Raw genomic sequence first — 18,357 nt, 5'->3', positions numbered from 1 at the left:
CTACCGCAGGGTCGGGTCGAGCCTGTCGCGCAACCAGTCGCCGACGATGCTGATCGACAGGGTCGTGAGCACGATCACGGCAGCAGGAGAAAGCATGATCCACGGCGCGCGCGTCAAGTATTCGCGTCCGTAGCCCACCATGTTTCCGAGCGAGGTGAGCGGCGGCTGGATGCCCAGCCCGAGGAAGGACAGGCCGCTTTCCAGAAGGATCGTCTCGGGAAAGGTGATGGTCATCGACACGATCAGGGTCGAGGCGATGTTGGGCAGCACATGCAGGCCGTAGACCCGGACATTCGATGCACCGAGTTGGCGGACGGCGGCGGCATAGCCCTGCTCGTTGGCCGACAGGGTGAGGCCACGCGCGATGCGGGCGTAGCGTTCCCAGGAATTCAGGCCCATCAGCAACACGAACAGCACGAGACTGTTACCGAAGAAAGCGAGTACGGCGAGCGCCACGATCAGGAACGGCACGCTCGCCTGAAAGTCGATCAGCATCAAGATCACTGCCTCGACCTTGCCGCGGAAATGCGCGGCGACGAAACCCATGGCGGTGCCGAACGCAGCGGCGATCAGAGTGCCGAAGAAGGCGATCAGCAGGCTGAGCCGGATCGACATGATGAGGCGCGAAAGGACATCGCGGCCGAGCTCGTCGCTGCCCAGCGGATGGGCCCACTTGCCGCCCATGAAGACCGGCGGCGACAGACGAGCGCGCAGGTCGAGCCCGGTGAAGGAATACGGTGCCAGCAGGTCGGCGCCGAAGGCGGTGATCACCATCAGCGCGATCCAGGCCAGCGCGACCAGGGTGAGCGGCGGCCAGGCCTCGAAGAAGCGCGCCACCTTGCCCGGAGGCGCGCGGTCGGCAGCCCGTTCAGCGAGCACGGGCCCCTCCCCGGCGCAGGCGTGGATCGAGCCAGCCGTAAATCGCGTCGACGATGATGTTCGAGGTCACCATGGTCGCCGCGACCAGCAGCAGGATCGCCTGAACCACGGCGAGATCGCGATTGGAGACCGCCGACACAAGGAGCCGCCCGATGCCCGGCCAGGCGAAGACGCTTTCGACTACCACGGCTCCGGCGATCAGGGTGCCGACCATGAAGCCGACAATAGTCGTGGTAGGGATCGCGGCGTTGGGCAGCGCGTGCTCGACCACGACCTTGCGCCACTGCAATCCCTTCGCGGAGGCGGCGCGGATATAGGGCTGGCCCAGCACCTCGAGCATGGCGGAGCGCGTGAAGCGCGCGAGGATTGCCGCGCCTGCGATACCAAGAGTCACGATCGGCAGGATGGCGCTCGTCGCCCTGTCGCTTCCGGCCGACGGCAGCCAGCCGAGCTGGACGGAGAAGACCAGCACCAGCACGAGCGCCAGCACGAAGCTCGGCACGGTGAAGCCCGCGACCGAGATCATCATGGTCAGCCGGTCTGCCCACGAATTGCGATGGAGCGCCGCGTAGATTCCTGCCGGGATGCCGATGAAGAGCTTCAGGGCAAAGGCCGGCAGAGTGATGGCCAGCGTCGCCGGGACGCGCTCGAGCACGAGCTGCGCCGCGGGCCGGCCATCGCGCATCGAGTTGCCGAGGTCGCCCTGCAGCGCATGGCCGATGTAGGCGAGGAACTGGACCCACACCGGCCGGTCGAGCCCCCAGGCTTCGCGGAATGCCTTGATCGATTCGGGCGGCGCGTCGACCGACAGGATCATCATCGCCGGATCGCCCGACAGATGCAGCACGAAGAAGGCGAAGGTGATGACAAGCAGGATGGTGAGGACGGCGCGCAGCAGGCGCCCGGCGAGATAGCGCAGCATCAGGCGGCGCCCCCGCCGATCTGTTCGGCAAGGTGGCAGGCGGCCCGCCGCCCATCCGCCAGCGCGCGCAACGGAGGCGTCTCGACCCGGCAACGCGCGACAGCGTGGCGGCAACGCGGATGAAACGCACAGCCCGCCGGCCGATCGACCGGATTGGGCGGCTCGCCGGGCAGGACCATCCGGCGCTTCTTCTGGCGCGCGTGGGTCGGGATCGCCGAGACCAGCGCCTGCGTATAGGGATGCGCCGGCGTCGCAAACAATTGGTCGGGATCGCCCTGTTCGACGATGCGGCCGAGATACATCACCGCAACCTCGTGGCTCACCTGCCGGATCATGCGCAGGTCGTGGCTGATGAAGAGATAGGCCAGGCCGAGCCGCTGCTGAAGGGCGAGCAGCAGGTTCACGACCTGCGCCTGGATCGAGACGTCGAGCGCCGAGATCGGCTCGTCGCACACCAGCAGCTGCGGATCGAGGATCAGCGCACGCGCCAGCACGATGCGCTGGCGCTGGCCGCCCGACAGCTCGTGCGGAAAGCGGTCGAAATGATGCGCCGCGAGCCCGACCCCGTCCATCATAGCCAGCGCCTTCTCGCGCCGCTCAGCTTCGCTGCCGCCCAGCCCATGGATCGCCAGCGGCTCCATGACCTGCCGGCCGACGCTCAGCCGCCGGTCGAGCGCGCCGAGCGGGTCCTGATAGACCATCTGCATCCGCCGCCGCAGCACCCGCCATGCCAGCGTTCCCGCCGCCGGAAGAGTCTCGCCGGCGATGCGCACGCTGCCGCCGGTCACCGGCACCAGCCCCAGCACCAGCTTGGCCGTCGTCGTCTTGCCGCAACCCGATTCGCCGACCAGGCCCAGCGTGCGCCCGGCCTGCAGCTCGAACGACACGCCGTCAACGGCATGCAAGGTGGCGACCTTGCCGAAAGGCCAGCTTCCGCGACGAACCTCGTAGGTACGCGACAGTCCGGTGACTTCGAGAAGAGTCGTCATGCGCGGATACAGGCGACGCGGTGGTCGGCGGCCAGCGGAATGCCCGGCGGGGTCGCCGTCTCGCAGGCGGCGATGCGACGGCCGCAGCGCGGGGCGAAGCTGCAGCCCGGCGGCAGGTTCGAGGGCTCGGGAACGACCCCGGCGATCGGCACCAGCGCCCGCCGTGGACCTTCGAGCTCGGGCAATGCGGCCAGCAAACCCTTCGTATAGGGATGCGCCGGGGCGTCGAACACCGTGTCGATCGGTGCATCCTCGACAATCCGGCCGGCATACATCACACAGACGCGGTCGGTGTTCTCGGAAACGACGCCGAGATCATGGCTGATCAGCACCAGCGCCATGCCGGTTTCGCGCCGGATCTCGCCCAGCAGCTCGAGGATCTGTGCCTGGATGGTGGCGTCTAGCGCGGTCGTCGGTTCGTCGGCGACCAGCAGGTCGGGTTTCCCGGCCAGCGCCATCGCGATCATCACCCGCTGGTTCATGCCGCCGGACAGCTCATGCGGAAAATCGCCGAGCCGTCGCTTCGCGTCCGCGATGCCGACCCTGTCGAGCAACCGCCGCGCCTCGGCATCCGCCTCCCTGCCCTGCAGCCCGCGGTGCAGCCGCAGCGCCTCGCCGAGCTGGCGGCCGATGCGGTGCACCGGATTGAGGCTGCTCGACGGGTCCTGAAAGATCATCGCGATGCGGCGACCGCGTACTTTCTCCAGCTCCCCGACTGGCGCGCCAACGAGATTGCGGCCGTCGAGCCGCACCTCGCCGCCGACCCGCGCCCGCCCGCCCAGCAGCCCGAGCGCCGCCAGCCAGGTAATGCTCTTGCCGCAGCCCGATTCGCCGACGAGCCCGAGCGCCTCGCCGCGGCGCACCTCCAGGTCGATGCCATGAAGGGCGCGGACAATGCGTTTTCCGGTATCGAAGTCGACCGTCAGGCCATGCAGGGAAACAAGCGCGTCGGTGCCTTCGGCCAATCTCAACTCTTGCGGTCCCAGCGGAAGTTCTCGGCGCGGAAGTCCATCGCGAAGGCCGGTGCGGTCTGCCACTGGATGTCCTTGCGCTTGGCCGTGAAGGTCGCGTTCTGGTGCAGCACCGTGTAGGCAGGGTCCTCGCGCTCGCAGATCTCGAGCATGCGCTTGAACATCGCCTTGCGTTTGGCCATGTCGACCTCGGTCTCGAGCGTGCCGCAGAGCTTGTTCATCTCCTCGTTGGTCCACTCCTTGGCCTGCTGCTGCTGGCCCTGCGGACCGTGCTGGGCGACGATCGAGCTCATCGGATCGGAGAACCCCGCGCTGTTCGACCAGTCGCGCATCGCGCGCTTGCCATCGTTCTCGAAGATCTGCTGCCAGTTCTCGCGCATCTCGATCTGCACGTTGAGACCGGCGGCGCGCCACATCTCGACCTCGATCTGCGCCGTGGCCACCTGGTTCGTGTAGTAATTGTTGAGCACGCGGAACGGGATCGGCTCGCCCTTGTAGTTGGCAGCCTTGAGCAGTGCCTGTGTCTTCTTCACGTCGTACTCGGGCACCGTCCAGCCCTCGACGAACATCGGGCCGTAGAACTCCCATTGCAGGCCCGCCGGGACGCGCGTCTTGCCGGCCCACAGGCTGTCGACGATTGCTTGGCGATCGATCGCATGAGTGATCGCCTGGCGGATGCGCGGATCGGCGAGCCGCGGATGGTTCTTGTCGAATACCAGGATGCGATGGTTGGTGATCAGCCCGCCCTGGACCTCGAACTTGGCGTTCTGTGCCAAGGTGCCGATCTGGTCCGGCGGCACGTCGCAGATGAAGTCGTACTGCCCGCTGAGCAGCCCGTTGATGCGGCTCGACACCTCCGGCACGACCACGAAGCGGATCGTCTTGATCGGCGGCCGGCCACCCCAGTACTCGTCGTGGGCGTCGAGGGTCAGGCTCTCGTCGGGCTTGAGCTCGCGTATCTTGTAAGGGCCGGTGGAGATCGGCTTGCGCGCCCAGTCGATCCAGGTCTTGGCTTCCATGAAGCCGCGCTTGTTGATGATCGAGCAGCCCGAGCTGCCGATACGGGCTTCGAGCGTGACGTCGGGCACGCGGTTGACGAAACGAACAGTGTATTTGTCGACTGCCTCCACCTTCTCGAGCGACGGAAAGGTACGCTTGGCGATGCCGACCACCTCGGCCGGCAGCTTCTTGCCCTCGATGCTGTCCCGCGCCAGCACGGTGGTGAACAGGGTCTTGTTCGCAGCCGCATCGTAGTCGTAGCCGAACATGCGCTCCGGGCCGAAGGTGAAGACGATGTCCTCGGACGTCATCTCGTCACCGTTGTGGAATTTCACCCCTTTGCGGAGGGAAAATTCGACAGTGCGCTCGTCGATGCGCTTCCAGCTCTCGGCGAGGCCGGGAATCGGCTCGAGCCTGGACTTGAGGTTGCGGTCGATCAGGGTCTCGAAGATCGACTGCTGCACGCGTTCACCGACATTCGAACGCTCACGCACGACCTCGAGGGAAGCGCTCGTCGCCACCTGCTGGACCGCGATCGTGATGGTCGGCCGATTGTCGGCCTGGGCAATGGCGAAGCGCGGCAAGACAAGCCCGCCGGCGGCGAGGCCAGCTCCCGCGATGAAGCGGCGACGGTCGACGTAACGCATGTGCACTCCTGTCCTGCGCGGTTCCCGCACGACTATGGAGCACGATTGTTACAGCTTCGATCAGGCCATCCACACCCGCCAGGCCTCGCTGGCGAGAACGAGATCAGCCATTCGGCGATAGCCGCCGGCGCCGGGATGCGCGCCGTCGCCTGCTCGCGCCTCGTCGAGCCAAGTCGGCGTTGCCACAAGCCCGTCGAACACCGACAGGAAGGGCACGCCGAGCCCCGCGCAGAGCGGCCGGTACGCCAGGTCGAGCGCCCGGCTGCGGCTGCGGATTGCCTCGTCGGGCATCGGCACGGTGCCGATCATGAAGATCGGCCAGCGCGCCCTCGCCTCGGACAGTATCGCTTCGGCGTGGCCCAGCGTCGCCTCGGGCACGATCTCCTGCGCGGCATCGTTCACGCCGAAGGAAAAGACCACCCTGCCCTCGAACTCCGCCGGCAGGCGACGTTCGACCTCCGCTCGCCACGTCGCTCTGATCTGGTCGGAACGGTCGCGGCGGACGCCGAGATTGTAGCCGGTCAGCTCGCTGCGCCGCTTGCGCTCGTCCTGCAGCACCCTGCCGACCCAGCCGAGGTGCTGCGGGTCTCCCGTCCCGTTGGTCATGCTGTCGCCCACGAAGCAGATTCTCATGGCTATCACTCCGCGCCACGCTCGTTCCTCCCTGCGCGTAGCACGGGGAAGAAGATGAAGTCAGAAAGCCGGGACCGGCGCTTGGGGCACGCCCTTCCAGAAATCCGGATCGTGGCCGAAGAAGAGCGTCGCGCCGCCCTTCTCCAGCGCCTCCAGCCGATCGAGCGAAGCCAGCATCTGCTCGCGGTCGTAGACGAAGCGCGGCAGCCGGCGCTCACGCAGCGTGCGGCAGAAATAGCAGGCGTCGCCGGTCAGCACGACCTCGCCCTTGGCAGTGCGCACCTTGAGCGACTGGTGGCCCGGCGTGTGGCCCCAGGTCGGGATACAGACGACACTGCCGTCGCCGAACAGGTCGTGCTCGCCATCGACCTGCTTGACCGGATGGCCATGGTCGAAGTCGGCCTTGAAGAAGCCGACCTTGGCGGCGGTCTCGGGATCCTGCGCCGCCTCCCACTCGCGCTTCTGCACGACCATCGTGGCGTTGGGCACGAGCTCATTGCCGCCGGCGTGGTCGAAATGCAGGTGCGAGTTGACGATGAAGTCGACCTTGCCAGGGTCGCGGTCGATCGACTCCAGGCGCGACTTCACGTCGTCGTCGGCGCCGTACTGCTCGAAGCCGAAGATGCGCGCGACGCGCTCGCCGAGCCGGCCGGCGGCATCCGTGCGGCATTGCGGATGGATGCCGGTGTCGAACACCGCCCGCCCCTTGGGATGCTCGATCAGGTAAGACGGAATGGGCAACGCCACCCGCCCGTCTTCCCCCTCGATCATGTCCTTGAGCCGGCCGACCAGGCGGCCGCATGTCATGGCGTAGAGCTTCACGGTCATGCGGGAACCGTACAAGGACCGGCGACGTTTGGACAGATCGTGAAAGCAATCACCGTCATTCCGGGAACCCGAGGTTCGATGAGACTCGAGGACCGCCCCGAGCCTGCGCCGGACTCGGGTACCCTGCTCGTGCAAGCGCTCGCCCTGGGCGTCTGCGGCACCGACCGCGAGATCGTGGCGGGCGCCTACGGCTGGGCGCCGCCGGGCGGCAAGCGGCTCATTCTCGGTCACGAATCGCTCGGCCGCGTGCTGGATGCGCCGCCCGGATGCGCTTTGTCTGCCGGCGAGCTGGTTGTCGGCATCGTAAGGCGGCGTGATCCGATCCCCTGCGTGGCGTGTGCAGCCGGCGAGTGGGACATGTGCCGCAACGGCCTCTACACGGAACGCGGCATTAAGGGCCACGATGGTTATGGCGCCGAGCGTTTCCGCCTCGAGCCCGAATACGCGGTGAAGATCGATCCGGCGCTCGAGCTCTGCGGCGTGCTGCTCGAGCCAGCGACCATCGTTGCGAAAGCATGGGACCATATCGACCGCATCGGCCATCGTACGAGAAGCTGGTCGCCGCGCACGGTTCTGGTTACCGGCGCGGGGCCCGTCGGCCTGCTGGCGGCGCTCATGGCAAGGCAGCGCGGCCACGAGATCCATGTGCTCGACCGCGCCGAGACGGGACCGAAGCCGGAGCTGGTGCGCGAACTTGGCGGCACCTATCACGCCCATGACCTGCCGGACAGCCTGCGCCCGGACATCGCACTTGAATGCACCGGTGCCGTGCCGCTGATCGTCGATGTCCTGAAGCGCGCGGCGATCGACGGCATCGTCTGCCTGACCGGCGTGTCCGGCAGCCGCCCGCCCCTGCCCTTCGACTTCGGCCAGTTCAATCGCGACGTCGTGCTGGGCAACATCGTCGTTTTCGGTACAGTCAACGCCAACAGGACGCACTACGAGATGGGCGCCACCGCTCTTGCGCAGGCCAATCGCACCTGGCTGGCGAAGATGATCCGCCGTCGCGTGCCTCTGGCGCGTTGGCAGGAGGCGTTCGAGAATCGCCCCGACGACATCAAGGTAATCCTGCAATTCTCCGAGGAGGCAACGTGATCACGCCGATCGAGGACTACGGGATGATCGGCGACTGCAAGACGGCGGCCCTGGTCGGCAAGGATGGCTCGATCGACTGGCTGTGCTGGCCGCGATTCGATTCCGATGCCTGCTTCGCCAAGTTGCTCGGCGGCCAGAGCAACGGCTTCTGGTTGATCTCGCCGCACGAAGAGATCAGGGCGACACGCCGCCGCTATCGCAAGGACACGCTGATCCTCGAGACGACGTTCGAGACCGAGGGGGGAACGGCGACCGTCATCGACTTCATGCTGCCGCGCGGTGCCTCCTCCGACCTTCTGCGCATCGTGCGCTGCGATGCGGGCGAGGTCGCGATGTGCATGGAGCTGGTGCTGCGCTTCGGCTATGGCACCACGACGCCGTGGGTGACGCGAATGAAGGACGGCACACTGCGCGCGATTGCCGGGCCGGACATGGTCGTGATGCGCACTCCGGCAACCATACGCGGCGAGAACTTCAAGACGGTGGCTCAGTTCACCCTGGCCGAGGGCCGGACCATGCCCTTCGTGCTGAGCTATGGTCCGTCGTATCTCGAGGTTCCCGCGCCAATCGATCCGCAGGACGCACTCGAGCAATGCGAGGCATTCTGGATCGACTGGACGACGCACACCAATACCGACGGCCCCTACTCCGACGCGATCGAGCGTTCGCTGATCACGCTCAAGGGGCTCACCTACCTGCCCAGCGGCGGCATCGTGGCAGCACCGACGACCTCGTTGCCCGAGCAATTCGGCGGCGAGCGCAACTGGGATTACCGCCTGTGCTGGCTGCGCGACGCGACGCTCACCCTGCTCGCGCTGATGGATGCCGGCGTCTACGATGAAGCTGCGGCGTGGCGCGACTGGCTGCAGCGCGCCGTCGCCGGCTCGCCGGACGAGACGCAGATCATGTACGGGCTGTTGGGCGAGCGGCGCCTCACCGAATGGGAGGTCGCCTGGCTGCCCGGCTACGCCGATTCCAAGCCGGTGCGGGTTGGCAACGCCGCACACGAACAGTTCCAGCTCGACGTCTACGGCGAGGTGATGGACGCGTTCGAGCAGTCACGCAAGGGCGGGCTGTCCGCGACCGAACCTGGCTGGGAGATGCAGCGCGCCCTCGTCGAACACGTGGCCCGCGTCTGGGACCAGCCCGACAACGGCATATGGGAGACGCGCGGGCCAAAGCAGCACTTCGTCTATTCTAAGGTAATGGCATGGGTATGCTTCGATCGTGCCATCAAGGCCGTAGAGATCCACGGCCTCGATGGCCCCTGCGATAAATGGCGCAAGATCGGTGACAGGATCCACGCTGAAGTCTGCGACAAGGGCTTCGACCCCAAGGGCAATACATTCCGCGCCGCTTACGGCACCACGCAACTCGACGCCAGCCTGCTGCTGCTGGCGCAGACCGGGTTCGTGAGGCCCGACGATCCGCGCTTCATCGGTACGGTCGAAGCCATCGAGAAGTCGCTGATGTTCGATGGATACGTGATGCGCTACAATACCCACGCCACAAATGACGGATTGCCGCCGGGCGAGGGCGCGTTCCTGGCCTGCAGCTTCTGGCTGGCCGACGCCTATATCTCGATCGGACGGCGCGACGATGCGAGCGCGCTGTTCAATCGCCTGCTTGCGATCCGGAACGACCTCGGTCTCCTCGCCGAGGAATACGACCCGCGCCAGAGGCGCCAGCAGGGCAATTTCCCGCAGGCGTTCAGCCACGTGGCGCTCATCAACACCGCCTTCAACCTGACGCGCATCGACAAGCCTCAGGAGCAGCGAGCCGACGGCGTCGTCGACGCCCACCAAGGCGACGCCAACAAGGTAACCTCGCCCGGCGGGATCAAGCGTCCAGTAGCTTCTTCAAGGTCTCGTTGACGGCCTTTGGGTTGGCCTTGCCGCCGGTCGACTTCATCACCTGGCCGACGAACCAGCCGAACATCGTCGGCTTGGCCTTGTAGGCGGCGACCTTGTCCGGGTTGGCCTCGATCACCGCCTTCGCCGCCGCCTCGATGGCGCCGGTGTCGGTGACCTGCTTCAGGCCGCGCTCCTCGACCAGTACAGCCGGATCCTTGCCGGTCTCCTCCATGGCGACGAACAGGTCCTTGGCCATGCGGCCGGAAAGCGTGCCGTCGGCCTGCAGGTCGAGCAGCTTGCCGAGATGCTCCGCCTTGATCGGCGATTCGGCGATCGTGGCGCCGCGCCGGTTCAGCATGGCGAAGAAATCGCCCGTGACGAGCTTCACCGCTTCCTTCGCGTCACGGCCCTTGGCCACCGTGTCGAAGAACGCCGCCGTCTCCTTCTCCGCCACCAGCACGCCCGCGTCGTACGGCGTGAGGCCATACTCCTTGATGAATCGCGCTTTCCGGGCGTCCGGCAGCTCCGGCAAGGTGGCCTTGATGCCGTCGACGAACGCCTGGGTCAGCACCAGCGGCAGCAGGTCGGGATCGGGGAAGTAGCGGTAATCGTGCGCATCCTCCTTGGACCGCAGCGAGCGCGTCTCGTTGCGGCCCGGATCGTAGAGCCGGGTCTCCTGCGTGATCTTCCCGCCGCCCTCGATCACCTCGATCTGGCGACGCGCCTCGACCTCGATCGCCTGCTTCACGAAGCGGATCGAGTTCACGTTCTTGATCTCGCAGCGCGTGCCCAGATCGCCACCCGGCTTGCGCACCGAGACGTTGACGTCGCAGCGCATCGAGCCCTCGTCCATGTTGCCGTCGCAGGTGCCGAGATAGCGCACGATCGAGCGCAGCTTGGTCAGGTAGGCCGCCGCCTCGTCAGCGTTGCGCATGTCGGGCCGGCTGACGATCTCCATCAGCGCCACGCCCGAGCGGTTCAGGTCGACGTAGGTCTGCGACGGATGCTGGTCGTGCAGGCTCTTGCCCGCGTCCTGCTCGAGATGCAGCCGCTCGATGCCGATCTTCTTGGTCGCGCCGCCTTCGAGGTCGATCTCGACCGCGCCCTCGCCCACGATCGGGTCCTTGTACTGGGAGATCTGGTAGCCCTGCGGCAGATCGGCGTAGAAGTAGTTCTTGCGGTCGAACAGCGAACGCAGGTTGATCTTGGCGTTCAGCCCGAGCCCGGTCCGCACCGCCTGCTCGACGCAGCGCGCGTTGATCACCGGCAGCATGCCGGGCATGGCGGCGTCGACCAGCGACACCTGGGTATTGGGATCGGCGCCGAACGTTGTCGGAGCGCCGGAGAAGAGCTTGGCATCGGAGATCACCTGGGCATGGACTTCCAGCCCGAGGACGACCTCCCAATCGCCGGTTTCGCCTTTGATCAGTGACATGGCCGCTAGATAGCGCCCCTACCGGGGTGGCGTCCACACCGTCAGGAATTGCTGCACGACAGAGGCGGACCTCGGCGGTCGGCCGGCGGCCGCCCAAGACCGGCTCTGGGCCGAGGACATCGAGGCGGCGCGGCAGGAGCTGATCGGACGCGGCGTCGGCCGTGGATTTTGATATGTGTCGTCGCGCCGTTTAGACTGATGCGCATGCAAAAAATCGCGATCTACTTTCCAGCGCGGCAGCTCGCGGCACTGCACGCCGCAGCCGCACGCTCGGACAGAAGTGTCTCGGACATCGTCCGCGAGGCGATCCGCAAGCATGTCCCCGAGTCACGGGCGCAGGGGCCCGTCGCTCTATGGAATGGCAGATCGAAGCGCACTTCCATCGACCACGACAGTGTCCATGATGGGGCTTGATGCCTCGCGCTGACGTTCTTTCTGCCATGATTGCTATGATAATGGCTTCAGCCAACAAAAAGAGTTCTGGGAGGCTTACCGCATGTTCGTACTCAACCGTCGTTCCCTGATCGCCGGGCTCGCCGCCGTGCCCGCCGTCGCCCGCGCACAGGGCGCCGCCGACTGGCCGAAGGGGCAGATCAAGATCATCGTGCCCTTCCCGCCCGGCGGCTCAACCGATCCGGTGGCACGCATCATCCAGGCCAAGCTGATCGAGCTGACCGGCTGGAACATCATCATCGACAACAAGCCCGGTGGCACCGGCGCGGTCGGCTCGGCAATCGCCGCGAAGTCGGCGCCCGACGGCCAGACCTGGATGATCACCTTCGACAGCCACATCCTCAATCCGGCGTTCGCGCCGAACCTGCCGTACAAGGACTCCGATCTCACGAACGTCATGGAGATCGGCCAGACGCCGCAGGCGATCATGGCCCATCCCGACCGGCCCTATAAGACCTTCGCCGATGCCGTTGCCGATGCGAAGAAGCGGCCCGGCAAGGTCAATGTCGGCGTGCTCGGCGCCAGCCAGGCGCTCGTGCTGATGACGCTGATCAAGAAGGAGAACGACGTCGACCTCAACCTGATCCCCTACAAGGGCGGCGGTCCGCTCAACCAGGACATCCTGGCGGGCGTCACCGACGTGGCGATCGGCAGCCTCACCTCGTCCAGCCCGCACATCGTTGCGAAGAAGGTCCGCGCGATCGGCGTGACCGGCACCAAGCGGACCCCTGCCCTGCCCGACACCCCGACCCTGATCGAGCAGGGCGTGAAGGGCTTCCCGTCCTATTCGTGGTGGGGGGTCTACGCGCCCGCCGGCACGCCCCGGCCGATCATCGACAGGATGCACGCCGAGATTGCCAAGGCGGTGCGCTCGCCCGACGTGACGCAGAAGTTCGTCGAGGTGTTCAACATGGAAATCCTGACCACCACGCCCGAGGAGTTCGCCGCCTATCAGAAGAGCGAGCAGGAGCGCTGGTTCAAGGTCATCAAGGATAACGACATCAAGGGAGACTGATCATGCGCCGCCGCACCCTGCTGGCGGGCAGCGCCGCCGCCCTGGCCGCTCCGTCCATGGTTCGCGCGCAAGGCACGTCCGACTGGCCGAAAGGTCCGCTGCGCATCGTGGTGCCCTTCCCGCCCGGCGGCACGACCGATCCGGTCGCCCGCATCCTTGCCGCCAAGATGAGCGAAAACACCGGCTGGCAGGCCGTGATCGACAACAAGCCCGGGGCTGCCGGCGCGCTCGGTGCAGCGATCGTGGCCAAGGCGGCGCCGGACGGCCAGACCTGGATGGTGACCTTCGACAGCCACATCCTCAGCCCGGCCTTCACGCCCAATCTGACCTACAAGGACTCCGACCTCCTGAACGTCATGCTGGTCGGCCGCGCGCCGCTCGCCGTCGCCTGCCATCCCGACCGGCCCTACAAGACCATGGCCGACGTCGTGGCCGACGCGAAGCAGCGGCCGGGCAAGATAAGCGTCGGCCTGCTCTCGGCGAGCGGCGCGCTGCTGCTCACCGTCTACCTGCAGAAGGCCAATGGCTTCGCGCTCAACCAGATCTACTACAAGGGCGGCGGCCCGACCGTGCAGGACGCGCTGGCCGGCGTCACCGATCTCACCGTGACGACACTGGGCGCGCTGAAGCCCCACTTCCGGGCCGGCAAGTTGCGGCCGCTTGGCACAACCGGCGACAAGCGCGTCCCCAGCCTGCCCGACACGCCCACCCTCGCCGAGCAGGGCCTCAAGACCTATCCGACCTATTCCTGGTGGGGTGTCTACGCCCCGGCCGGCACGCCGGCGCCGATCGTCGAGCGCATGACCGTCGAGCTTGCCAGGGCAGTGCGCGCGCCCGACGTCGCCGAGAAGTTCGGCGAGCAGATCGACATGGAGATCCTGGCCAGCACCCCGGCCGAGTTCGCCTCCTTCCAGAAGGCCGAACAGGAGCGCTGGTTCAAGGTCATCCAGGACAACAGCATCAAGGCCGACTAGCCCGGCATCGACGGCTCAATCGAGACCGGCCTTGCCGGTTGCCCAATAGGCCTTGGCGACGATGCGCGTCGCGGGGATGGCCCGGCGTTTCAGTCCCTGCTGGAGCCGTTGAATAGTGGAAGCTTTTCCGGTCAGCACGAAGGTTGAGCCGGCCGTCACGGAGGCCGGGAGCGCCGCTTCCATCCCCTCGAGGTGCGCGTCGCTCTTTGTCCTGCCGAAAAGAATCGCATCATCGAGTCCGAGATGCGTCGCGACGCGGCGGCTGGCCTCGACATCATCGACCTCGAAGCGGCACGCGACTGGCCCCGCCCGAACCTGGTGCAGGAGCGCGTGCGCGAGTCCGATCGAGGTTTCATCGCCGAAGACGGCAAGCCGGCCTGCTGCGTCGCTCACATCCAGCGAGTGGCGCGGTCCGAAGATGTCGCACTCTGCGCCAGGCTCGAGGCCGCGAACCCATGCGCTTCCCGGTCCCTCACCGTGCGCGTAGCCGAGGATGCGGGTGCGGCCGGCAACCGGATCCCATTCGATCGGCGTGTAGGTTCGCGCGACGAACGCCGAGCCCATGGCTATCTGTATCTTCTGTCCGGGCGTCCAGGCGACGCCCGCGAGCGCCGAACCTTCCAGCGTGATCAGTCGGAACCGATCGGCAATCGTCTCGCAGGCGGCAACGCGCACCTGTCGCATGAACAGGCGCACCAGGGCCCTTCCCAGCCGGCCGGGTGTCTTTGTCGCCGGACGTGCCGCCGGTCCCATCGCGAGCATCACGCGGTCCTCACGGTGAATTCGTTGCCACGACCTTCGTCGACGGGAAGCGGCTGCGAGAGGTACCCGTTCGCAGGATTGCGGACATAATCCAGATATCCGGGATCGAAGGCGTTCTCCCCAAGAACCACTGCTCCAGGCTTCAACCGGGGTTCGACCAGCTTGAGCACCGGAAGGTAGAGCGCGAACGCGCCGTCGATCAGCAGCAGCTGCACGTCACCGCCAACATCCTGGAGCGTATCGAGCGCGTCGCCTTCGCGGATATCCACCAGATCGGCAAGGCCTGCCGTATCGAGGTTGGCGCGCGCCCGGGCCACCTTGGTGGGCTCGAGCTCCGTGCCGATGAGGCGGCCGCCACCGTTGTCCCGGAGCGCGGCGGCGAGATATATCGTCGAGATTCCCATCGATGTGCCGAACTCGACGATCCGGGTCGCCTTGCAGGCGCGCGCAATAGAATAGAGGAAGCAGCCATAGGCCCGCGAAACAGCGAGGAAGTTGTCGGCGCGGTCGCGATAGATCGTCCGATAGTCGGCCCGTTCCTCGGCGAGCTTCTCGGCGATCACCTGCTCCAGTGTCGTGCCGGACGCCTCGATGTCCGCCTTGACCTCGCTCATGTAGTCCCGATCGGCCGCCTCGGCGCCCCGGTGGAGGTTGTCCAACACCCGGGCGAGACGCCCGCTGCTCAATGAATTCACGAGGATTCCTTCCTGATGGCGCAAGCCGTAGAGGCTCGACTGGTCCGCATCGATTGGATAAAGGAAGCCTGTTGTGGCGTCATTCCGAAGTCTGGACAGAATATTATTCAATCCGGCCAAGCTCGATACCTTGTCGGAAGGCGGATCATGCCCATCCTGAGCGATCCTTCAGACTGGATTGATCCCGACGAGGTGCCCCGTCCGGTCGTGACTTTCGGCGCGGCGATGGCCGAGGTTGGCAAGATCGAATTGGACCTCCACCGGCACATGAAGGGTCAGGTCCTGTTTGTGCAGCGCGGCGCACTCAGCTGCGAGGTTGCGGGTGGGCTATGGATCGTGCCGCCCGGCAGCGCCGTATGGATACCCGGCGGGGCGCTCCATGCCATCAAGGCGACGGGTGTGCTCGAAGGCTTTGCCGCCTTCATCGACTCCGCTGTCAGCCGGGGCCTTCCGGAGGTCTGCTGCGCCGTTTCGGTGGCACCACTGCTGCGCGAGCTCCTGATCAGGTCCGCGCACCTGCCCGCCCTCTATGACGAAGGCGGCGCGAACTCGCGCCTTGTGGGGGTGCTTCTCGACGAGATCGCGGCGGCGCAGGTCGAGGACCTTCATCTGCCGATGCCGAACGATCCGCGCCTCCGCAGGATCGTCGATCTGATGATGGAATCGCCGGCAGATCGGGGAACGTTGGACGTTTGGGCGAAGCGGGCAGGTTTGAGCGAGCGGACCTTGTCCCGAATGATCAGCCGGGAGACCGGCATGAGTTTCGGCCGCTGGCGCCAGCAGCTCGGCGTCATGCTTGCCGTGAAGTGGCTGGCGGGCGGCGCTTCGATCCAACAGGTCGCTTCCGACCTGGGCTACGAGAGCGTGCCGAGCTTCGTGACGATGTTTCGGAGGGCGCTCGGGACGTCGCCGGGTCGCTACATGGCGGAGCGACACTCCGGGCGGCATTAGATCGAACGTCATCCCTTTGGCCGCTTCGCTGCGACCCGACACGCTGCTGCCAGCCCTTCCCGCGCCCAGGCGGCGAACTCGTCGAGCAGACGCTTCGGCAGGCGCCAGAAGGCGAGATCTATCGTAGCGCCCCTCTTTCGTGGCCGAGCGGCGGCGCGGACGATCCGCGACAACAGCCTCAGGGCGGGCTGATCCCGCCGTCCATTGAATGACCTCGGGTACCGGGCGGCCTGGCCGATCAGGCCGCTCGTGGTCCCCGCACCAGCCTGCCCGGCAGCGCGCCGGTTGCCTCGCCGTCGCGATAGGTCACGGCGCCGGCCACGACCGTCGCGCGGTAACCGGTCGCCTTCTGCAGCAGGCGCTTCCCGCCAGCCGGAAGGTCCCACTTCATCACCGGCGCCTCGACCCGCAGATTGTCGAAGTCGATGATGTTGAGGTCGGCCTTGTAGCCGGCGGCGATCTTGCCGCGATCGTTCAGCCCGACCGCACGGGCATTGTCGAGCGTATGGCGCTTGACCAGCCACGACACGTCGAGGCGGCCTTCCTTGCGGTCGCGGCCCCAATGGGCGAGCAGCGACGTCGGGAACGAGCCGTCCGAAATGATGCCGACATGCGCGCCGCCGTCGCCCAGCCCGATCAGCGTGTGCGGGCTCTGCATCATCTCGCTGCAGCAATCGAGATTGTAGGCGGCGAAGTTGGCGAACGGCGCGAAGATGAAGTTCTTGCCCTCGCCTTCGATCAGGTAGTCGTACACGACCTCGCGCGGGTCGCGGTTCTCGCGCCGCGCCTGGGCGCCGAGCGAGCTGTCCTGCGCCGGCTCGTAGTTCGGCGGATCGCCGAGCGGGAACATGCGGTCGTAGTCGGTGAGGCGCGCGGCCATGTCGGAGCGCAGCGGCTCGTGGCTTTCCGCCAGCAGCCTCGCCCGGAACGACGGATCGCGCATGATCGCCAGGCGCTCGGCGACGCTCTTGCCCGCGATCGCCTTGTAGGAGGCGCACATCGAGAACGGGGTGCGGCTCGCCTGCAGGCCCTGCAGCACGCCGATCGGGCGCGGCGCCACCTGCGCCTTTGCCGAATGGCCCTTGGCCGCCAGCCCTTCGACCAGGCCGAGCAGGCGCCGCCAGCCGTCCGGCCGGCGATGGGCCTGGGCCAGCGACACGGAGAACGGCCGGCCGCTCGCGGTGAGCAGGCGGTCGATCATCTCGAATTCGCTCTCGGGGCTCGGCGTATTGAAGTCGGAGATGAACTCGATCACGCCCGTCCCGGCATCCTTCATGCCGAGCGCGATGCCCAGCAGCTCGGCCTCGGAGGCGCGCAGCGACGGCGTCGGGTCGCCCTTCACGGTGCGATGGTTGAGGGTCCGCGAGGTCGAGAAGCCGATCGCGCCGGCACGCATCGCCTCGGCGGTCAGCACACGCATCCGCGCGACCTCCTCCGGCGTCGCCTCTTCCAGCCTGGCCGCGCGCTCGCCCATCACGAAAACGCGCAGCGCGCCGTGCGGCAGCTGCGCGCCGAGATCCATGTCGCGCGGCCGTGCGTCGAGCGCGTCGAGATATTGGCCAAACGACTCCCACGACCAGTTCAGCCCTTCGTCGAGCGCGGCGCCGGGAATGTCCTCGACGCCTTCCATCAGCTCGATCAGGCGCTGGCGGTCCTCGATCTTCACCGGCGCGAAGCCGACGCCGCAGTTGCCCATCACCGCCGTGGTGACGCCGTGCCAGCTCGAGGGTTGCAGATGCGAATCCCAGGTCGCCTGGCCGTCATAGTGGGTATGGATGTCGACGAAGCCCGGCGTGACCAGCAGGCCCTTCGCCGGGATTTCCTCGGCGCCCTTGCCCGAGACCGTACCAACCGCGACGATCTTGCCGCCCTTGATTGCGACATCCGCCTCGCGCGTGCCGGTTCCGGTGCCGTCGGCCACCGTGCCGCCGCGTACGACCAGATCGTAGTCCGCCATGGGGTCCCTCCTCAGGTTTACACATAGTAGCGCAGTCCGACGCCGCGCGGCACCGTCGGGGCTCGCTGGGCGAACCATTGTTCGCCTTCGCGGGCAACTGATGGGCGATAGCGTCGTGATGCTTCCCGTACGCCCCGCTTCGTCCCTTGGGGGATGCTCAAGCGGCCTGGCCAGGAGCCGATCACCCTCGAGGAGATGGACGACGCGATCGTGGCCGGGGCCAGTGAACGCTATGCCCGCAGCGAGCGGGGCTGATCGGCCTCGATACGAGCATCTCACACGGCGCAACTACAGCGCGG

General features: G+C 66.7%; 17 protein-coding genes. 6 read left to right on the top strand and 11 right to left on the bottom strand.

The genetic code is table 11. The annotated features are described in order from the left end of the window. From ACQY8M_RS23310 to ACQY8M_RS23280, 7 genes are all read right to left on the bottom strand, one after another. Window positions 1–801: an ABC transporter permease gene (locus tag ACQY8M_RS23310; protein WP_428675463.1), complete on the bottom strand. Its 801-nt coding sequence runs from the start codon at window positions 799–801 to the stop codon at window positions 1–3. Window positions 802–868: 67 nt separating this feature from the next. Next, window positions 869–1,801, bottom strand: a complete 933-nt coding sequence (locus tag ACQY8M_RS23305) for an ABC transporter permease (protein WP_428660354.1) — start codon at window positions 1,799–1,801, stop codon at window positions 869–871. Continuing rightward, window positions 1,801–2,790, bottom strand: coding sequence for an ABC transporter ATP-binding protein (locus ACQY8M_RS23300; RefSeq protein WP_428660351.1), 990 nt, complete (start codon window positions 2,788–2,790; stop codon window positions 1,801–1,803). Before ACQY8M_RS23300 ends, ACQY8M_RS23305 begins: the two co-directional genes overlap by 1 nt. Beyond that, on the bottom strand, window positions 2,787–3,755 hold the full coding sequence (locus ACQY8M_RS23295) for an ABC transporter ATP-binding protein (protein ID WP_428660348.1): 969 nt from the start codon (window positions 3,753–3,755) through the stop codon (window positions 2,787–2,789). Before ACQY8M_RS23295 ends, ACQY8M_RS23300 begins: the two co-directional genes overlap by 4 nt. Before the next feature lie 2 nt (window positions 3,756–3,757). Next, window positions 3,758–5,407, bottom strand: a complete 1,650-nt coding sequence (locus tag ACQY8M_RS23290) for an ABC transporter substrate-binding protein (protein ID WP_428660345.1) — start codon at window positions 5,405–5,407, stop codon at window positions 3,758–3,760. Between the two features lie 60 nt (window positions 5,408–5,467). Continuing rightward, on the bottom strand, window positions 5,468–6,040 hold the full coding sequence (locus tag ACQY8M_RS23285) for a GDSL-type esterase/lipase family protein (RefSeq protein WP_428660343.1): 573 nt from the start codon (window positions 6,038–6,040) through the stop codon (window positions 5,468–5,470). A gap of 60 nt (window positions 6,041–6,100) precedes the next feature. Continuing rightward, window positions 6,101–6,868, bottom strand: a complete 768-nt coding sequence (locus ACQY8M_RS23280; protein WP_428660340.1) for an N-acyl homoserine lactonase family protein — start codon at window positions 6,866–6,868, stop codon at window positions 6,101–6,103. A gap of 78 nt (window positions 6,869–6,946) precedes the next feature. On the opposite strand from ACQY8M_RS23280, the gene ACQY8M_RS23275 reads away from it, so the two are divergent. Together ACQY8M_RS23275 and ACQY8M_RS23270 are read left to right on the top strand one after the other, a co-directional pair. After that, window positions 6,947–7,963, top strand: a complete 1,017-nt coding sequence (locus tag ACQY8M_RS23275) for a glucose 1-dehydrogenase (protein ID WP_428660337.1) — start codon at window positions 6,947–6,949, stop codon at window positions 7,961–7,963. Window positions 7,964–7,986: 23 nt separating this feature from the next. Then, window positions 7,987–9,837: a glycoside hydrolase family 15 protein gene (locus tag ACQY8M_RS23270; protein WP_428675461.1), complete on the top strand. Its 1,851-nt coding sequence runs from the start codon at window positions 7,987–7,989 to the stop codon at window positions 9,835–9,837. On the opposite strand, the gene gatB is transcribed toward ACQY8M_RS23270, so the two are convergent. Then, window positions 9,803–11,251 (bottom strand): Asp-tRNA(Asn)/Glu-tRNA(Gln) amidotransferase subunit GatB, encoded by a 1,449-nt coding sequence (gatB, locus tag ACQY8M_RS23265; RefSeq protein ID WP_428660334.1) that lies wholly within the window; start codon window positions 11,249–11,251, stop codon window positions 9,803–9,805. The genes ACQY8M_RS23270 and gatB overlap by 35 nt on opposite strands. 198 nt (window positions 11,252–11,449) lie before the next feature. Between gatB and ACQY8M_RS23260 the strand changes: the two genes are divergently transcribed. The 3 genes from ACQY8M_RS23260 to ACQY8M_RS23250 all read left to right on the top strand — a co-directional run bounded on the left by ACQY8M_RS23260 (window position 11,450) and on the right by ACQY8M_RS23250 (window position 13,693). Further along, window positions 11,450–11,665 (top strand): ribbon-helix-helix protein, CopG family, encoded by a 216-nt coding sequence (locus tag ACQY8M_RS23260; protein WP_428660331.1) that lies wholly within the window; start codon window positions 11,450–11,452, stop codon window positions 11,663–11,665. An 82-nt stretch (window positions 11,666–11,747) separates the two neighbouring features. Continuing rightward, on the top strand, window positions 11,748–12,719 hold the full coding sequence (locus tag ACQY8M_RS23255) for a Bug family tripartite tricarboxylate transporter substrate binding protein (RefSeq protein ID WP_428660329.1): 972 nt from the start codon (window positions 11,748–11,750) through the stop codon (window positions 12,717–12,719). A gap of 2 nt (window positions 12,720–12,721) precedes the next feature. Continuing rightward, the gene (locus ACQY8M_RS23250; RefSeq protein ID WP_428660327.1) at window positions 12,722–13,693 is read left to right on the top strand and encodes a tripartite tricarboxylate transporter substrate-binding protein; all 972 of its coding nucleotides are present in this window, start codon (window positions 12,722–12,724) and stop codon (window positions 13,691–13,693) included. A 15-nt stretch (window positions 13,694–13,708) separates the two neighbouring features. Here ACQY8M_RS23250 and ACQY8M_RS23245 read toward each other — a convergent pair whose 3' ends face one another. Beyond that, window positions 13,709–14,455 carry a siderophore-interacting protein gene (locus ACQY8M_RS23245; RefSeq protein WP_428675459.1) on the bottom strand — a complete coding sequence of 249 codons (747 nt, stop codon included), beginning with the start codon at window positions 14,453–14,455 and terminating at the stop codon, window positions 13,709–13,711. Beyond that, window positions 14,455–15,150: an O-methyltransferase gene (locus ACQY8M_RS23240; protein WP_428675457.1), complete on the bottom strand. Its 696-nt coding sequence runs from the start codon at window positions 15,148–15,150 to the stop codon at window positions 14,455–14,457. The genes ACQY8M_RS23245 and ACQY8M_RS23240 overlap by 1 nt, the downstream gene beginning before the upstream one ends. Before the next feature lie 147 nt (window positions 15,151–15,297). Between ACQY8M_RS23240 and ACQY8M_RS23235 the strand changes: the two genes are divergently transcribed. After that, window positions 15,298–16,101 (top strand): AraC family transcriptional regulator, encoded by an 804-nt coding sequence (locus tag ACQY8M_RS23235; protein WP_428675455.1) that lies wholly within the window; start codon window positions 15,298–15,300, stop codon window positions 16,099–16,101. 238 nt (window positions 16,102–16,339) lie between these two features. Here ACQY8M_RS23235 and ACQY8M_RS23230 read toward each other — a convergent pair whose 3' ends face one another. Beyond that, window positions 16,340–18,058, bottom strand: coding sequence for an N-acyl-D-amino-acid deacylase family protein (locus tag ACQY8M_RS23230; protein WP_428660324.1), 1,719 nt, complete (start codon window positions 18,056–18,058; stop codon window positions 16,340–16,342). Between the last annotated feature and the right edge of the window lie 299 nt (window positions 18,059–18,357).

The sequence above is a fragment of the Reyranella sp. genome, assembly GCF_965279465.1.
Classification (GTDB): domain Bacteria; phylum Pseudomonadota; class Alphaproteobacteria; order Reyranellales; family Reyranellaceae; genus Reyranella.
This window is presented reverse-complemented; position numbering and strand designations above follow the sequence as displayed.